The sequence below is a fragment of the Aequorivita sp. 609 genome, from assembly GCF_014212065.1.
Classification (GTDB): domain Bacteria; phylum Bacteroidota; class Bacteroidia; order Flavobacteriales; family Flavobacteriaceae; genus Aequorivita; species Aequorivita sinensis.
Genome location: NZ_JACJVM010000002.1, coordinates 184,781 through 202,871, shown reverse-complemented (window position 1 = coordinate 202,871; position 18,091 = coordinate 184,781). Strand labels below are relative to the sequence as shown.

The window sequence follows — 18,091 nt, the reverse complement described above, 5'->3', positions numbered from 1 at the left end:
AAATCTAAATAGATATGTATCCATTAAGAAGAAACAGAAGATTGCGAACTAGTGAAAGTATGAGAAGTTTAGTTCGCGAAACAATTTTAAGTCCGAATGATTTTATCGTTCCGCTTTTTGTTGTTGAAGGGAAAGGTGTTAAAGAGGAAATTGCCTCAATGCCAAATTACTATAGGTTGAGTTTAGATTTGCTTGAAAAAGAGGCAAAGGAACTATGGAAGCTTGGGTTAAAGTCGGTTTTGCTTTTCGTAAAAGTTGATGATAAATTGAAGGATAACACCGGAAAAGAGGCATTAAACCCTGATGGGTTGATGCAACGTGCTATTAAAACAGTTAAAAATGCTGTACCTGAAATGCTTGTAATGACCGATGTGGCATTAGATCCATTTTCAGCCTATGGCCACGATGGAATTGTATCTGAAGGAATAATTCTTAACGATGATAGTAGTGCCGTTTTAGCCGAAATGTCACTTAGTCACGCTCAGGCAGGTGCCGATGTTATTGCACCTAGTGATATGATGGACGGACGTATTTTTGAGATTAGAACCTTATTGGAAGATGAAGGTTTCCACAATACCGGGATTATGGCTTATAGCGCTAAATACGCGTCTGCATTCTACGGTCCATTTAGGGACGCACTAGATTCTGCTCCAGTAGATTTAAAAAATATTCCAAAGGATAAAAAAACGTATCAAATGGATTTTGCGAACCGCGAAGAAGCTATTCGTGAAACCATAATGGATATTGAAGAAGGAGCAGATATTGTTATGGTAAAACCTGGGCTTTGCTATTTAGATATTGTTCGTGAAATTAAGAATGAGGTAAATGTTCCTGTGGCAGTTTATCAAGTTAGTGGAGAATATTCTATGTTAAAAGCTGCAGCTGAAAAAGGTTGGTTAGATCACGATGCAGTTATGATGGAGCAAATTACAGCTATAAAAAGAGCTGGAGCCTCTATGATTGCAAGTTACTTTGCTAAAGACGTTGTGAAGATTATTTCATAGCTTGAACCTCATAAGATAATAGGAGCGATGTTTTTTAGATTATAGTCTAAAAAACATCGCTCTTAATATTTTAGTGGATTTAATAATTAGCAAAAATTTAAATTTTCGAATTCAATTTTAGATTACATTTGTTTAGTGAAATTTGCAAAAAAACATATAAATACATTCTTAATTACGATTGCCACTTTTTTGGTATTCGGGAATGTTGCTATTGCAAGTGAAGTACTTTCTACTACAGATAAAGCTGTTGTTGTTTCTCAGTTTCAACAAGATGATAATAGCAAGCCTTTTGAAATTAATAAGGTATCAATAGGAGAGGCTTCTCAAACTATCACCCAAAATGAATCTTCGAATGCAGGATTAACCGGGCTTTTTTATTCTAATAAAGAGTTTCCAAATACCTGTAATTCTTCAGTTATTAAATGTTCTTTTTCTTTAAAGGACAAACGTGAACTGATTTTTCAATATCTCTTTCCATTTCATTTCTTCTGGTAATTTTTGGATAATTAATTCGTCTGGTTTGAATTGATTTTCAAGCCATTATTTATTCAATTTATTCATCTAAAAATTATCTATTATGGAAATAAGTGCATCCCTAATTGGGCTAATAATATTATTGTTGATAGCTGTACCTGTAGGCTATATGATTGTAAACGCATCAGGACTTGACAGAAAAGTAAAAAAAACGATCAATTCCCTTTCTGAAAAAAATGGAATTAGGTTAGACAATTTAGAAATCCTCGGAAATGTAGTGATTGGTGTTGATCCTAACACTAATAAAATGGTTTATTCTACTAAGAAAAATCCAGTAGCCGATTTTACTATTGTAAATATGGAGGAGGTAAAAGCTTGTCGAGTGAAGAGTATAAAGCAAACCGAAAAAACATTAGATTGGGTTGGGCTTGAAATTATTAAAAACACCGGCAGTAAAGAAATAACATTTTACAACGAATACGATGATGAGGAACTAAGTACAGACCCATATATTAGTTTGCAAAACGCTAAACGTTGGGAAAATACATTAAGACCGTTATTAAAGGCTTCTTAAACATAATTCATTTAAAACCGCCCAATGAGGCGGTTTTTTTTATGTAATTAACAAGACCTTATCGTTAATAACGTTTATAAATCTTTATTTTTATCAAAAAAAATATTCATCTATATATGACGTTATTAATAGTTTATGCGGTTTTATCGATATTATTTTCATTCTTATGCTCTATTTTAGAAGCAGCATTGTTGAGTTTCACTCCTACGTTTTTACGAATGAAAACCAAAGAAGGAAAAGGTTATGCAAAAACACTCACCAATTTCAAGAAGGATATAGATAAGCCTTTAATAGCAATACTTACTATCAACACAATTGCTCATACTGTGGGTGCAATCTTGGTGGGAGTACAAGCAGAAAAACTACCGTATAAAGTGGAGGTTTTTGGAATGAATATAGTTGGAATTGTTTCAGCTATAATGACAATTTTAATTCTTATAGTTTCAGAAATAATCCCAAAGACAATTGGAGCTACATACTGGAAGAGTTTAGGCTCTTTTACAGCTATGTTTTTGAAGATAATAATTTTCCCTTTAAAGTATACGGGAATACTTTGGCTATTGATGATTGTGACCAAAATGGTTGGAAAATCAGCTCATGTAAGTACTATGAGTCGTGAAGAATTTATGGCGATTACCGATGCTGCCGAAGAAGAAGGTGTTTTTGAAGAAAATGAGACTACGGTAATTAAAAATCTTTTGGTTTTTAAAAGTGTACAAGCAAAAGATGTAATGACACCATTTCCTGTTGTAACCTTAGAAGATGAAAAAATGACTCTTCAAAAATTTCATGAATCAAATAAAAATCTAAGATTTTCAAGAATCCCTGTCTATAAAGATAAAACGCATAACATTACCGGTTTCGTGCTAAGAGATGATGTTTTAGAAGAAATCGTTGAAGAGCGTGGCGACAAGTTATTAAGCGATATTAGGAGAGAAATATTTATGGTTTCGGCAGAAAAACCAATTCCAGATTTGTTTGAGACGTTTATTAAGCAACGTGTTCATATCGCTGCGGTAGTGGACGATTTTGGCAATACTATTGGGGTAGTTACTATGGAAGACATCATAGAAACTCTTTTAGGTCTCGAAATCATGGACGAGAGTGATAATATTGAAGATTTACAACTACAAGCCCGAAAGAACTGGGAAAAACGAGCTAAGCGAATAGGAATTCAAATTAATGATATTGACAAACCTCAAGATAAATCGGAGTAATGCACACAGTTTTTACGCAATCTCCAATTGGAGTTATAGAAATTGTAGGGAATTCAGAAGGAGTATCGTCCATACTTTTTAAGGATGATGATTCCTTAGCTATTTCAGAAAATATTCCAAAGGAATTAAATGATGTGGTTACTCAACTTCAAGAATATTTTGAAGGTAAACGTTCAACCTTTAATGTGAAAATTTCTCCAAAGGGTACAGATTTTCAAAAACGTGTTTGGAACGAACTTTTAAATATTCCTTTTGGGAAAACACTTAATTATCAGCAAATAGCAAATAAACTTGGCGATCCCAAAGTTATAAGAGCTGCAGCTTCAGCAAATGGTAAAAATCCAATTTCGATTATTATTCCCTGTCATCGAGTAATTGGGAGTGATGGATCCTTAACGGGTTATGCTGGCGGACTACATCGTAAGAAATGGTTGTTAGAACACGAAAATCCTTGGCAACAACAATCTTTGTTTTAGTTAAAAACGGTACGATTTAAATAGGTGATAAAAAAAACCCTCAGTAATAACAGAAAGTTTTACCGAGGGATTTTTATTTAAAAGCGATGAATTACGCTTTTTTATAACTTGAGTGATACTCCTCCATCAAGTTCATCAAGGCTTTCACTAAGTCTTTTGTTTCTAGCAGTAAGCTGAAATACAAAGTAGTGTTTTTCGGGCTAGATTCTTCAGTTCTGGTTCGAGCAATTTGCTTTTCAATCTTATTTGAAAGACTAGCGTAAATTTCCTCTTTTCTATTTAAAACTTGACCAATACGTTCAAATTCTTTCTTGTCGAATATATCTTCAATTTCATTTAATAAGCCCTCAAGATGTCTATCAACTTCTTGTAGATCTTTAATTTGGTTGAAACGAAGTGCTTTGTGGTTGTTGTTAACGTGCTTGTAACTTGCTTTAGAAATGAATTCTAACGACTGAGCGATATCCGTTAAATAACCTAAGATAATGATGTAGAAATTACTTCCACGAACACTTGTATCGTCAAGGTTTTTAATGAAATAGAATAAGTTATCTCGCAATTCTTCTACCTCATCATTTAACTTTGAAACACCTTTTTTACTCTTCTTTAGTTTCTTAGTGTCTTGTTTTGCAAGGCCTCGCAACATATCGGTGTAAATCTTGTTTGAGCGAGAAACAACATTACTAATGTTTTCAGCACTTTCTTGAATAATACCTTGAACAGTTTTACTTTCGGTTTTCTTTAAACCTGTTTTATTCATCTTAAGTTTAGCCTTGTTTTTGTGAGAAATGTAGTTTCTAACCAACAATAAAATAGCTAATAGAAGAAGTACAGCAATCATAGTTCCCCTTCCTATAAAAATTAAGTAAGTTAAGGTTCCTGCTGCAGTAAATGCAACGAAGGCAGTAAAGAACCATCCTCCAATAACATTTAGTACACCTGCAACGCGGTAAACAGCACTTTCACGACCCCAAGCTCTGTCTGCTAAGGATGTACCCATGGCAACCATAAAAGTTACGTAAGTTGTGGATAGAGGAAGCTTCATTGAAGTAGCAGTAGCAATTAATATACCTGCAACAACAAGGTTAATAGAAGCACGAATCATATCAAAAGCAGGCATCTCGTATGCTTTGTGTTTTGGTAATTCAATTACTGGCTTCTCAAAGCGCTTATCTATTTTCTCCTGCATTGATTTTGGAAGAATATGTTCAAAATATGTAGCTAAATAAGTACTAGATTTAACTAAAAACCTTGATAACATATTAGGGCTAAATTTCTCATGACCATCTCCTTGACGTGCTAAATCGATCTCTGTATCAGATACCGTTCTTGCTTTTTTAGAGAACCATAATGTTAAAACCATAATTGCTCCTGCAGCAAACAATAAAAATGGTTCTGCAGGTACTGCTGTTTCAAGACTTGTCATTGCATATGCAGAAGCATCAACGCCAGATGTAGACCAATCCATATAACTGTGGTAAGCGGCCATTGGCACACCAATAAAGTTAACCAAATCGTTACCAGCAAATGCTAGAGCAAGACTGAAACTCCCTACTGCAATTACTATTATCAGGATGCTTTTTTTGGTAACCATCATAAATAGTTGCGAGAATACAGTCCAAATAATAAAGCTTATACCTATAATTAAAGCTGTATTACTTTCAACTACTCCTTTAAAACTACTGTAAAAAGGTGTACTTTTTAGTCCTTTCATAAAAATAAAGTAGCTAATTGCAGTTAAAGCAATCCCTCCAAAAATAGCTCCGAAATATTTCATCTTTTGCTCTATATGGAAGGTGAAAATTAATCGAGATAGGTATTGTACTATCGCCCCGACCGTAAAGGCAATGACGACGGAGAGGAGAATTCCCACAATAATTTCAACAGCTTTCTCAGTGTTTATATACTTTGAAAGTGAAGAGATTGTTTCGGCATCGTTATGGCCAATTTTTATAAGCGCCATAATTACTGCGGCTCCTAATAATTCAAATACAATTGATACCGTTGTAGATGTAGGTAGACCAATGGTGTTGAAAAAATCCAGCAGTAAGATATCGGTAATCATTACGGCCATAAAGATGATCATAATTTCATCAAAATAGAATTCCCCGGGGACGAAGATTCCTTTTCGGGCGACTTCCATCATTCCGCTTGAAAATACGGCTCCAATAAAGATTCCCAAACTGGCTATAATTAATATTCCTTTAAACGGAATAGCTTTTGAGCCAATTGCAGAGTTTAAAAAGTTTACAGCGTCATTACTTACACCCACAACTAAATCTGCTATGGCTAAAGCAACAAGTGCAACTATCATTAATAAATAAATATTGTCCATTTTTGTCGATTATTAAATTGGTGCAAATTTCCTATATAAAAAAGGAGTGTTTGTTACCAAATTGTTAACTATGCAATTTAAAATTCAATTTGTAATCTTCCTTGTAAATAATTTCCTTGGCCTTTACTTTCAATATCCGCCCAAACATAATTTAGCATCAATCGCGTAACTGGATTTGGATACCAATTAAGTGCTACGGCGATATCTTTTTGATTTCCACCAAGAACTGATTTATCGGTTAAGTCTGTTTCAGAATATCGTAATGCTACTTCCCAAGCTCCTGCGCCTTTGCCATTTCCACCGAAGTTTTTGTTAGGTGTTACCCTGTCAAAACCGGCATAAGACCCTTTGAATTTCTTGCTTTCTCCTGTTAAAAAATAACTGAATTCCCCATAATAATTTGAAAATTTATAAGTTCTGGAGTAGGTATTTACCGATGCTGTTAAGTACTCTCCTTGGAATGAAAAGGCTCCATGTACGTACGCGGATTCAAAATTTTTAAGTCCCACATAGTCTAAGTTTTCAATTGGGCCTGTAGCCAGGTATTTAGGAGCTAGGTGTACCCCTGGTCTAACAGAAACGCTATATTCCTTGCTTTTTGGGTTTCTATAGCTGTAAGCTGCTCCTAAATGCAATAGGTGGTTTTTCTCTTCTTCATTAATTACTAATCCAGTAACTCTTCCCCCAATTACATAACCGTCATCTGCAAAAACATCATTGCTGTTATTGTCGGCATTTCTAAAAGCTCCAAATTGTGCGGATAAACGTCGGTTTAAAAAATCGTTGGATAGAAGAATACCGTTATTGCGAACTTGTGCAAAATCTATATTTTGAGCTGGCTCTAAAAATGTTGTGTATTTACTACTGTTTATTGCAGAAAGTCGAAGAGGTTCTTTAAAATGTCCGACCGTTACTTTCCCGACTATTGGAATGTTTTTGAATCCGATGTAAACATCTTTTAACGATACTTGATCTCCAGCAAAATCTACTTGAAACTTAAAAAAGGTGTTCTTATAAATATCTCCTGAAAAATAAAGTCTAGCACGGCGAATTTCCGTTCCACTTTTTGATGTTAATGGTCCAAAACTTTCGTTTAGTTCGCTGCTCTGAAACAAATAAGCGTGGTCGACCATTATTCGACCGCCAAATTTTAGGGAGAATTGATTGTTTTGACTATTGAGTTTGAAGCCGTTTTCCCATTTAAAAGTAAATGGATTGCCTGATTCTTCTTGAGCAGACACAACTGAACAGAAAAGTACCAAGAAGCTAATTAATAAGCACTTGTGTGGCATTAAGAAATCAATTTTTTAGTTTTTGTCGCTGTAAAGAACCGAATTTAATGTTACCTGAATGTTAAGAATTGAAATTAATTATTTAATACTAAGCAAAAAAGGGCTTCACGATGAAGTGAAGCCCGGTTTAAAATCTAGTCGACAAAAACTAAAACGATTTTAAATTTGCTCTTAAAGCTGAACCAAAGAAACAAACTCAATGTTTAATTGTGGTAAACATAATATTACCAAATGGTTAAATTGAGATATTTATTATCTATTGGTTTTATGTTTTTCGAAATTGCTTTAAAAAAAGAAAGCCCAGTTTTCAACTGAAACTGGGCTTAGGATTTTGCTAATTCAAGTACTTATTCAAAATCGTATGCTGTCCAATTGAAAAGGTCTCTACTTACAGTTGGAGTAGTCCCGTCTGTCACTTCAATTACAGCATTTTCCGTTGATTTTACGTCTGTTATATCAAGTCCTGTTGAAGAATTTCCAACAATTGATATATTTACTAGTGAGCCATTTGCATTACCCTTACCATCTTGTAGATCGATAAAGTCTGAAGCTTTAGCATCTTCGTTAGCAAATGCTACATAAGCATTGGTTAATGTAAGTCCGCTTCCACGACGTACCTTAATCATATCTGCCATTTCAATGATAGATCCGTTTATTAAAACTAAACCATCAATTGTAGGGTTAGACTGTCCAGTGTCACCAGGAGAGTTACCATCTAGGTTACCATCGCCTTCTAATCCGCGAGGGTCTTCAGTAATTGCTGTAAAGTCAGATTCGCGTAATCCATAAAGGTTTTTTGCAGTTCCAGTCCAACCTTGAGTCCAGTCAAACATATCATCCTTAATGTTTACTGCAATTAGGTTTTTTACATTTACAGTACCACCAAACCACTCGTAGGCATCATCATCACAGTAAAAAACTGCTAAGTTTTCAATTACTGTTTCATTTCCAACACCGTAAAAAGTAATTCCGTTAAATTCTTTATCACCGTTTATTCTAGCACCAGTGTAAGAAGCTTCAACATATTTCATTACTCCAGAGTTGTCGTTTTCAACTGTTCCACCGTAAGTAAGGTCAACAACTTCAGTTGTAGCAGTTCCACCACCACTAAGAGGTGCTTTCCCGATTATAAGAATTCCTCCCCAGTCACCAGATCGAGGGTTAGAAGCATTTGAAGTAAATCTAATTGGCGCATCTGCAGTTCCTTCTGCGTTAATTTTTGCACCTTGCTCAATTACTAGATAAACATTAGTTCCACCAGCAACCGCTTTAATTGTTGTTCCAGCGTCTATGCTTAAAGTTGCCCCCTCTTTTACGCTTAATGGACCACTTAAAACCCAAACTGTATCATTTGTAAGGCGAACATCGGCAGTAACATTTCCTTTAAGATCTGACGCATCTAAATCTGGATCGTCTTGAGAGTTTATAATTCCGTCTTTTTGACCTTCCACAGCACATGGCTCGCAAGAACCACCGCAGTCTACTCCAGTTTCATCTCCATTCTGAATTCCGTCATTACAAGTAACAGCAACTGGATCGCTACTATCATCTTTACTACAGCTACTAATTGTTAAGGCTGCTAATACAAAGGTTGATAAAAGTAATTTTTTCATTGTTTTCATTTTTGATTTTAAAGTTTGATGCAAAGAAACTGTTGTAGTGTTTCCTTTGGTTTAGGTTAATATTAAGTTTGGGTTAATAGTTTTTTAGAATGAATACGAAACGCCGGCGCTAAAAGAAACTCCTCTTTTATAACTTTCAACTGGAATCTCTTGTCCGTTAGGTAATGCAGGATTAGCAACACCAATGTTGTTTACTGCTTGCGTCAATTTATACTCAGGATCCAATATGTTTTTAATGTTAAGTTTGATTCCGAAGTTTTTATTGATGGCAATTTTGTTGATGAAATCTAAAGTAGGAACAGCGGCAAGCATAATATTGCTTTTTCCAGAACCAGGATTTGCATCGTCACCACCTGTTCCTAGAGAGTAAATACTTTTACTATTGTAGTTGAAAACAACTGAACTTGTAATTCCGCTATTGTTTTTGTTTAAGTTAAAGGTTAAATCGGTTCCTAAGATGAATGGAGAAGAACCTTCTAATTCATCTTCTTTATTTGTAAATCTCACAGTAAGATTATCTGTTGGAACATCCTCAAGTTTTTGATTTGAATACAGATATGAAGCATTTAAACCAAATGTCAATTTCTTTTCGTTGTCTGATTCATCTGTAATATTTAAGATGTCTTTTCTCAATTCAAGCTCTACTCCTGCAATATTTGCATCGCCCGTATTTACATAGGATAGTTCTCCAGCAGCCGAATTAACTTCAATTCGGTTAATTGCGTTTTGAATGTTTTTGTAGAAACCTGTTACGGCTATTATTTCACTTCTACTGAAATAGTATTCGTATTTTAAATCTAGATTGTAGTTATCAGCAGTTAATAAATACGGGTTTCCAAAGCTGTTGAAACTTACATTTTCATATAAAAAAGGAGCTACTTCCTTAAACTGTGGTAGTGTATATGTTTTACTTCCCGCCAAACGCAATATGCTGTTTTCATTGAAATTGTACTTCAAGTTGAAACTTGGAAGGATAAAGTTTTCATCAATTAGCGAAGGATCGGTATTTGGATCGTTTGTAGTGGCAAGGTTAGTATCGAAAAACACTTCTTGCTTTACTTTTTCATAACGCATCCCAATATTCGCTGAAAATTTTTCTGAAAAGTCATAGCTAATATCTCCTAAACCAGCGTGTAAAGTTCTCTTTCCGTTATAAGAAAAAGGTATAAAAGGATCATTACCGTCACGACCATCCCCGCGATTGGTAGTAAGTCTGAAAATTCCATCGTTCAGAGACTGTTGATTAAATAGTGAAGTGTCTGGATTGTCTATATCAACAACTGTTGGACTGTCTAAAATATAGTTTATCTGAGTGTAATTGAAAGAGCGATCGGTGTTTCTGTAATTGTACCCTAAGCGAATTTTACTGTTGTTGCTAAATTCGTTTTTTCCATTTAAAGCATAGGTTAAATAAAGTTTTCCAGCCAAATCATCTTCTTCAAGATTTGAGTAGAAACGATTGTTTAATGCACTTCCAGAAGCAGCTTTTGCCACGTCGCTATTTACATCGATTACATAAGTGTTTGTTCTTCTGTCTGGCTCGTATCCGCGGATAGTATTAAATGAAGCCCCAGCATCTAAACTTAATTTCTCTGAAAGTGTAAGTGAAGTTAAAAGCTGGTTTACAAAGAGATTGTTTTCTTCTTCCTGTTGTCTTCTAATAAAAGCACGAACTGGATTTCCAGGTTCATCGTTTTCAGTTAATCCTGATTTTAAACCGTAATAATCTGAAATGCTTTGAGTATTGCTCTTGATGAACATACTGTTTAAAGAAATGTAATCTCCTTCTTCAAAACGAAATTTTACATTTGCCATTGCAAGTTTTGACACATTATAATTGTATTCAGTTTTATCAAACTGCTGATTAAAACCACCTGCTGCATTTATTCTGTCTGAAGCACCTTCGCGATATTCATAATTGTTATCTAAACTTCCAACAATGAAAAAGCTCAATTGATTTTCTCCAAGCTCAATTCGTTTTCCACCAGAAAGTGAATAGCTGCCGTTTAGCTGTGCGTTCTGAGTTTCTGGTTTAAAATTATTGTCGAAAGAATGAATGTTTAAATTGGTAATTGGAACATTGGTATTGTGGATGTTACCAATATATTTAGCGTTATCCATTGTTAAGAAATCCTTCCCGATTGCGCGAGAGTTTATCCCTGGTGAAATTGAAAATTGTAAACTTCCAGGACCCGTAAGTTCTTTGCTTACTATATCAATATTAGCACCCGCAACATCGCCGTAAAGTGGTACGGAGAAAGTTTTGTTGATTCCTACGCTCTCGATAATATCTGAAGCGAAAAAGTCTAAAGAAATGTTCTTGTATTCAGGATCTTCTGAAGGTAGTGGCAAACCATTTAAGGTTGTTGAATTGTAACGATCACCTAAACCGCGAACAAAAACGTTTTTGGTCCCGGCTTGTTTTTTCACTCCAGTTACTTTGGTTACGGCGCCCTCTGCGTCGCTTACACCTTTTCTAGAAAGATCTTCAGCACCAATAGATTGGGAAATTCCTACAGCTTTCTTTTGTTCTAGTAGTAAAGCAACTGCACTTTCTCGGCGAGTTATAGTTTTTATAACAACTTCATCTAGTGCGGCAGCACTTGCACCCATCGGCACATTAATATTAGTTACTTTATTAGCAGTAACATTTACATTGGGAATTTCAACAGTTTCATAACCTACGTAGCTATAAACTACGGTGTAAGTACCAGGTTCAATATTTTCTAAAGAATATAACCCGTCTATATCAGATGTTACTCCAGTTGAAGTTCCCTTTAAAAATACATTTGCAAAAGGAAGAGGTTCGTTATTGTAATCGGTGTCGGTAAGTTGTCCAACAATAGATCCGCTTTGAGCGAATGTAATTGACGTAATTAGTAAGAATAAAGTTTTAAAAAGTGTTTTCATTTTTGCCGTTTGATTTATTGGTGCAAAGAAACCTCTACCTTGTAAAGTCTACGTTAATTATGAATTATCAATAAGTAACCAATGTGTTAGCTTAATGTTAAGAGCGATTCAAAAAATAATATTGACTTCCCTTTTGAAAATAGTATCTTGCCTTCAAAATATTATTACTTATGATGCAATGGGAACAGTTGCTCTCACTTAGAAAGCAAGGCGATAAAAACAAACGACTTAGGATTGAAGAAAACGAAACTCGTATAGGTTTTGAAGTTGATTTCGACCGAATTATTTTTTCTTCTGCTTTCAGAAGTCTGCAAGACAAAACTCAAGTTATACCCTTATCTAAAACTTCTTTTGTTCACACTCGTCTTACTCATAGTTTAGAGGTTTCTGTTGTTGGACGTTCATTAGGAAGGACTGTTGGAAAACAGATTTTAAAAAAACACCCACATCTTGAAAGTGTACACGGTTACCAAGCAAACGATTTTGGAGCAATAGTAGCCGCTGCGGCTTTAGCACACGATATAGGAAACCCTCCTTTTGGTCACAGTGGGGAAAAAGCTATTGGGGATTATTTCTTAAATGGGAATGGGAAGCGTTTTAAAGATAAACTTACTGATAAGGAGTATCAGGATTTAATAGATTTTGAAGGAAATGCAAACGGCTTCAAAATTTTGACAGAATCTAAAAATGGAGTTTCTGGCGGATTGCGTCTGACCTATGCAAGTTTGGGGGCTTTTATGAAGTATCCTAAGCAATCACTTCCTAAAAAACCTACACAACACGTGGCAGATAAAAAGTTTGGTGTATTTCAAAGTGATGTTGAATTTTTTGATGAAGTAGTTTCAGATCTTGGTTTGTTAAAAAGAGAAGGCGAGGGGTATGCACGTCATCCTTTAGCATATTTGGTAGAAGCTGCTGATGATATCTGCTATACCATTATCGATTTTGAAGATGGGATAAACCTTGGGTTGATTGAAGAAGAAGTTGCCCTAGAGTATCTTATAAATTTAGTTAGAAACAATCTTAAAAGTGATGTGTACTATAAACTTTCAACTTCCTCAGATAGATTAGCATATTTACGTTCGCTTGCAATAAATACTTTAATTGCAGAAGCCGCCACCATCTTCCTTGAAAATGAAGAGGAAATACTTAAAGGTACATTCTCTGTTTCACTATTGGATAAAAGTCAATACAAAGCTCAAATCGCCGATATTATTGAGGTGAGCGTAGATAGGATTTATCAAAGTAATGAAGTAATGGAAAAAGAAATTGCAGGTTATACTATCCTTACTACTTTATTAGATGCCTATACAACTGCTTTTGAAAACACATATAATGGTGAAGCACGTCAAAAAGATAAGGTGTTATTAAAGCTTGCTGCTCTAGATAAGACAAAATCTAAGAGCGTATATGAATATTTAATGGAAAGCTGCAACCATATTTCAAGAATGCCAGATGGCAATGCACTTCAGATTTTTCAAAAATTAAATGGTAATCTTTAATTATAAAGGGTATGCCATTGACACAGTAAATGTTAAAATATACTGTTATGTTAATAAATACCTTAATTAATGTTAAATTTAGCGGCTACATTGCTCTTTTAGTTTCACAATTGTTTGTAGAGTTGGAACACTAATCTCGGCAAACTCTTATAATATTAAATCAAATTTTCATGAAAAAAATTATTTACTCACTCATTTTATTAACCTTTAATCTAAGCTTTGCCCAGGATTACACCAATTCCATTAAATCCTATCTTCAGCAAAATAGATCGAACTTAAATCTTGAACAACAAGATTATTCAGACATAAATATTACTTCACAAAGTCACTCAAAAAGCTTACAAGCAGACAATGTTTATGTAGAACAGCGTTTTCGTGGAATTAAGATTCACAATGCTATTTCTTCTTTTGTACTAAGAGAAGGATCAGTTATTTCAGCTCAATTAGCATTTACAAACAATATCGCACTTAAAGCGAACACTACTCAGCCTTCTGTTTCTGCTCTATCGGCAATTTCGAATGCTGCATCAGAATTGGGTCTTCCAGCTCCAACAGGTTTAAACCTTATTGAGACAGTGGGAAATAACTCTTATGTTTTTACTGATGGAAATATTTCAATAAACAACATTCCTGTAACTCTTGTGTATCAAGGATTAAACGACAACCAAACTTTGCGTTTGGCTTGGGATGTTAGTATTTATAAAAAAGATGCTCAAAACTACTATAGTGTACGTATTGATGCCTTAACAGGAAAACTGTTGGAAATAAATGACTGGGTTGCTAGTTGCAATTTTGAGGCTCAACCTCACTCACACACTATGGAGGCAACTGAGAGTGTTTTATTTTCTAAAAAATCTTCAGCAGACTTTCATCAGCCAGTTGTAAATGGATCTGCATACAGAGTATTCCCAATACCATTTGGAGCGCCAAATGATGGAGACGATGTTTTAGTTTCGGACCCTTCTAACGTTGTAGCTTCACCATTTGGATGGCACGATACAGACGGTGTTGCAGGTGCTGAATACACTACTACTCGTGGAAACAATGTTTTGGCTAAAGAAGATATTGCAGGTAATAATGGTGCAGGTATGCAAGCTGAAGGAGGAGCAACGCTACAGTTTGATTTTCCTTTCGACTTACCCCAAAATCCATCAAACTATACAGAAGCAGCTATCACAAACTTATTCTATATGAACAACATCATGCACGATGTATTTTACCATTATGGTTTCGATGAAGAAAGTGGAAACTTCCAGGCTAATAACTATGGTAATGGAGGTGCTGAAGGTGACCATGTGGTAGCAGAAGCTCAAGATGGTGGTGGTTTCAACAATGCCAACTTTATGACTCCACCAGACGGATATTCGGGAAGAATGCAAATGTACTTATGGTCTGCTCCTCAAAATGTTTTAGGTACTTTTATGACTGTAAATAATGGAGCATTAGCTGGGGATTATTACGCACATAAATCAGCTTTTACTGGTGGTGGAACGCCACTTCCAACAACGCCAATTACAGCTAATTTAGCATTAATTGAAGACGATAACTCTGGAAACTCTACAGACCCTCACGATGGGTGTGATAACGTAACAAATGCTTCTGAGCTTAGCGGCAAAATTGTTGTTATAAGAAGAGGAGAATGCGGTTTCGCACAAAAAGTACAAGCAGCAGAAGATGCAGGAGCTGTAGCTGTTGTAATGGTAAATAATATACCAGGCGACCCAATAAGAATGGGAGGTTCTGGAGCAGGACTTGGAATTCCTTCGATTATGATCTTTAAAAGTGATGGAGATGCTATTATTGATGCATTGCTAAATGGTGAAACTATTAGTACAACTTTAGTGGATGACGGCTCTGGAACAGATTTTAACCAACGTGACGGAGATGTAGATAATACTATTGTAGCTCACGAATACGGACATGGAATCTCAAACAGATTAACTGGAGGTCCAGCTGCTGCAGGATGTTTACAAAACGAAGAGCAAATGGGTGAAGGTTGGAGCGATTATTTCGCCCTTATGATAACTATGTTACCTGGTGAATCTGGTGAAGATGTAAGAGGAATGGGAACTTATATCAGCGGCGAAAGTAGAGCAGGTGATGGAATTAGATCCAAACCTTATACTACCGATATGTCAATCAATAACTTTACTTATAACAGTATTAAATCTCAAGTTGTGCCTCACGGAGTAGGATCGGTTTGGGCTACGATGTTATGGGATTTAACTTGGGCATTTATAGATGAGTATGGCTTTGATGAAGATATTTACAATGGTACTGGCGGAAATAATATGGCGTTACAGTTAGTTGTAGACGGTTTAAAATTGCAAAGATGTAGTCCAGGATTTATTGATGGTAGAGATGCTATTCTTGAAGCAGACGAAATTATTAATGGTGGAGCTAACAAATGTTTAATTTGGAATGTTTTTGCTCGTAGAGGATTAGGATTTAGCGCTAATCAAGGAAGTGTTGCAAGTAAGCAAGATGGAACTGAAGCTTTTGACGTACCTGCAGATTGTCCTCTTGGAACAGCAAACAATGAAATAGAAAATAATTTCATTATTTACCCTAACCCATCTAATGGACATATTAATATTAAGTCTAGATTTGACCTGGGTAATACTAAAGTTTCAATCTATGATATTAATGGAAGATTAGTATTCAACAAACAAGTTGAATTACACCATACTGCATTAATTGACGCTAGTGAATTATCTACCGGTATGTATATGATTACAGTAGAAGGTGGTGATAAAACTCAAACTTCAAAACTGATAATTAAATAAGAAAAGAAATTATCAGTTAAAAATTAAAAGAGGCTCAAAAGAGCCTCTTTTTTTATATATAATGTTGAAGTGTAAGCTTAATTTTTTCTGGGGATATTCCAGCAATATCACGTAATTCTGAAGTGGTTCCGTGTTCTAGAAATGTATCTTGAATGCCTAAAATTTCAATTTTATTAGTATATCCCATCGAAGCAGCAAAAGTAGCAATGGTAGATCCTAAACCGCCAGTAGTAGTTCCATCTTCAATAGTAATTATAGTATGGTGATTCTGGAATATATTATGAAGTAATTCCTCGTCTAAAGGTTTTAAGAATCTGATATCTACAACGCTTATTTTTTTCTTATCTGAAGGGTTAAGCATTTCGATAGCTTGTAATGCCTCGTTTACAATTGTACCAATTGTTATAACCGCTATATCTAAACCTTCCTTTAAAACATTTGCTTTTCCAATCTCGATAGCTTTGAAAGGCTGTTTCCAATCAATAATTTTTCCTCTACCTCGAGGATAACGAATAAAGATTGGTAACGGTAGCCCTTGCTGAGCGGTAAACATAATGTTGCGAAGTTCAACTACATCTCTCGGTGCAAAAATGATGAGGTTTGGGATACAGTTTAAGTATGCCAAATCGAAAATTCCGTGGTGGGTTGCTCCATCTTCACCTACTATTCCAGCTCGATCTAAACAGAAAATAACTGGAATTTTTTGTAAACATACATCGTGTATTACTTGATCGTAGGCTCTTTGAAGAAAGGTTGAATAAATATTACAAAATACGGTAAAACCTTGAGTTGCCAATCCTGCGGCAAATGTTACAGCGTGTTGCTCTGCAATCCCAACATCAAAAGCTCTATTAGGAAAAGCGTCCATCATAAATTTTAACGAGCTTCCAGTAGGCATTGCTGGAGTAATTCCAACTATCTTATTATTTGTAGTAGCTATTTCTACTAGTGTTTTTCCGAAGACATCCTGAAATTTAGGAGGTAAAACTTCGTTGCTTCTTGGCGCAAGATCTCCTGTTAAGGCATCAAATTTCCCAGGAGCATGATAAACCACCTGGTTTTCCTCTGCTTGACGTAATCCTTTTCCTTTTTTGGTGATTAAATGAAGAAGTTTTGGTCCAGGAATATTTTTTAATCGCTCCAATTCTGAGATTACAAGATCTAAATTATGACCGTCTACAGGGCCGGAATAATTAAAGTTTAAGGCTTCGAATATATTATCGGCTTCTTTTGCGCCGTTAAGTTTTACTTTTGTGAAGTACTCTTTTAAGGCACCTACGCTAGGGTCGATTCCAATGGCATTATCGTTTAAAATCACCAATAGGTTAGTATCTGTAACTCCAGCATGATTTAGCGCTTCGAAGGCCATTCCACTAGCTATGGAGGCGTCTCCTACCACTGCTATATGTTGTTTGTTTGTTTCACCTCTTAGTTTTGAAGCAATCGCCATTCCTAATGCTGCTGAAATTGCAGTACTGCTGTGTCCCACTCCAAAAGTATCGTATTCACTTTCTTCGCGTTTTGGAAAGCCACTAATACCATTAAGCTGTCTATTAGTGTGAAAAATTTCTTTTCTACCTGTCAAAATTTTATGGCCATACGCTTGATGACCCACATCCCAAACTAAAATATCTTCGGGTGTATTAAACACGTAATGTAAGGCTATTGTAAGTTCTACTACGCCTAAACTAGCACCCAAGTGGCCTTCTTTAGTGGCAACAATATTTATTATAAACTCACGAAGTTCCTGTGCCAGTTGTGGCAAATTTTCCTGAGGCAACGTACGTAAGTCCTCTGGAGATTTAATATTATTTAGAATGTTTACTAACACGTGGTAAAGATACATTTATTGGGAATTTGTTAATTGGAGAATTCGTTAATTTGTCAATTAAGTAAATC

General features: G+C 35.3%; 12 protein-coding genes. 7 read left to right on the top strand and 5 right to left on the bottom strand.

Going from position 1 to position 18,091, the window contains the following annotated elements; translation table 11 throughout:
* The first annotated feature begins 14 nt into the window (after positions 1–14).
* The 5 genes from hemB (at position 15) to H4O20_RS00875 (ending at position 3,745) form a co-directional block, all read left to right on the top strand.
* Positions 15–1,004: a porphobilinogen synthase gene (hemB, locus tag H4O20_RS00895; protein ID WP_139856182.1), complete on the top strand. Its 990-nt coding sequence runs from the start codon at positions 15–17 to the stop codon at positions 1,002–1,004.
* Positions 1,005–1,139: 135 nt separating this feature from the next.
* Positions 1,140–1,499: a hypothetical protein gene (locus H4O20_RS00890; RefSeq protein WP_139856181.1), complete on the top strand. Its 360-nt coding sequence runs from the start codon at positions 1,140–1,142 to the stop codon at positions 1,497–1,499.
* Positions 1,500–1,581: 82 nt separating this feature from the next.
* Positions 1,582–2,052, top strand: a complete 471-nt coding sequence (locus H4O20_RS00885; RefSeq protein WP_139856180.1) for a hypothetical protein — start codon at positions 1,582–1,584, stop codon at positions 2,050–2,052.
* A 116-nt stretch (positions 2,053–2,168) separates the two neighbouring features.
* A complete protein-coding gene (locus H4O20_RS00880; RefSeq protein WP_185097977.1) occupies positions 2,169–3,269 on the top strand; it encodes a CNNM domain-containing protein in 1,101 nt (366 codons plus the stop codon).
* Positions 3,269–3,745 (top strand): methylated-DNA--[protein]-cysteine S-methyltransferase, encoded by a 477-nt coding sequence (locus H4O20_RS00875; protein WP_185097976.1) that lies wholly within the window; start codon positions 3,269–3,271, stop codon positions 3,743–3,745. Before H4O20_RS00880 ends, H4O20_RS00875 begins: the two co-directional genes overlap by 1 nt.
* A gap of 91 nt (positions 3,746–3,836) precedes the next feature.
* On the opposite strand, the gene H4O20_RS00870 is transcribed toward H4O20_RS00875, so the two are convergent.
* The 4 genes from H4O20_RS00870 to H4O20_RS00855 form a co-directional block, all read right to left on the bottom strand.
* Entirely contained in the window at positions 3,837–6,080 is a 2,244-nt protein-coding gene (locus H4O20_RS00870; RefSeq protein ID WP_185097975.1) for an inorganic phosphate transporter, read from the bottom strand.
* A gap of 77 nt (positions 6,081–6,157) precedes the next feature.
* Positions 6,158–7,372, bottom strand: a complete 1,215-nt coding sequence (locus tag H4O20_RS00865) for an OprO/OprP family phosphate-selective porin (protein WP_185097974.1) — start codon at positions 7,370–7,372, stop codon at positions 6,158–6,160.
* 347 nt (positions 7,373–7,719) lie between these two features.
* Entirely contained in the window at positions 7,720–8,985 is a 1,266-nt protein-coding gene (locus H4O20_RS00860; protein WP_139856175.1) for a hypothetical protein, read from the bottom strand.
* Between the two features lie 93 nt (positions 8,986–9,078).
* Positions 9,079–11,904, bottom strand: coding sequence for a TonB-dependent receptor (locus H4O20_RS00855; RefSeq protein ID WP_185097973.1), 2,826 nt, complete (start codon positions 11,902–11,904; stop codon positions 9,079–9,081).
* Between the two features lie 173 nt (positions 11,905–12,077).
* On the opposite strand from H4O20_RS00855, the gene H4O20_RS00850 reads away from it, so the two are divergent.
* Together H4O20_RS00850 and H4O20_RS00845 are read left to right on the top strand one after the other, a co-directional pair.
* Positions 12,078–13,406: a deoxyguanosinetriphosphate triphosphohydrolase gene (locus H4O20_RS00850; protein WP_185098006.1), complete on the top strand. Its 1,329-nt coding sequence runs from the start codon at positions 12,078–12,080 to the stop codon at positions 13,404–13,406.
* Positions 13,407–13,576: 170 nt separating this feature from the next.
* Positions 13,577–16,192 carry a T9SS-dependent M36 family metallopeptidase gene (locus H4O20_RS00845; RefSeq protein ID WP_185097972.1) on the top strand — a complete coding sequence of 872 codons (2,616 nt, stop codon included), beginning with the start codon at positions 13,577–13,579 and terminating at the stop codon, positions 16,190–16,192.
* A 52-nt stretch (positions 16,193–16,244) separates the two neighbouring features.
* Here H4O20_RS00845 and H4O20_RS00840 read toward each other — a convergent pair whose 3' ends face one another.
* Positions 16,245–18,038, bottom strand: coding sequence for a 1-deoxy-D-xylulose-5-phosphate synthase (locus tag H4O20_RS00840; protein WP_221442657.1), 1,794 nt, complete (start codon positions 18,036–18,038; stop codon positions 16,245–16,247).
* Positions 18,039–18,091 lie beyond the last annotated feature (53 nt).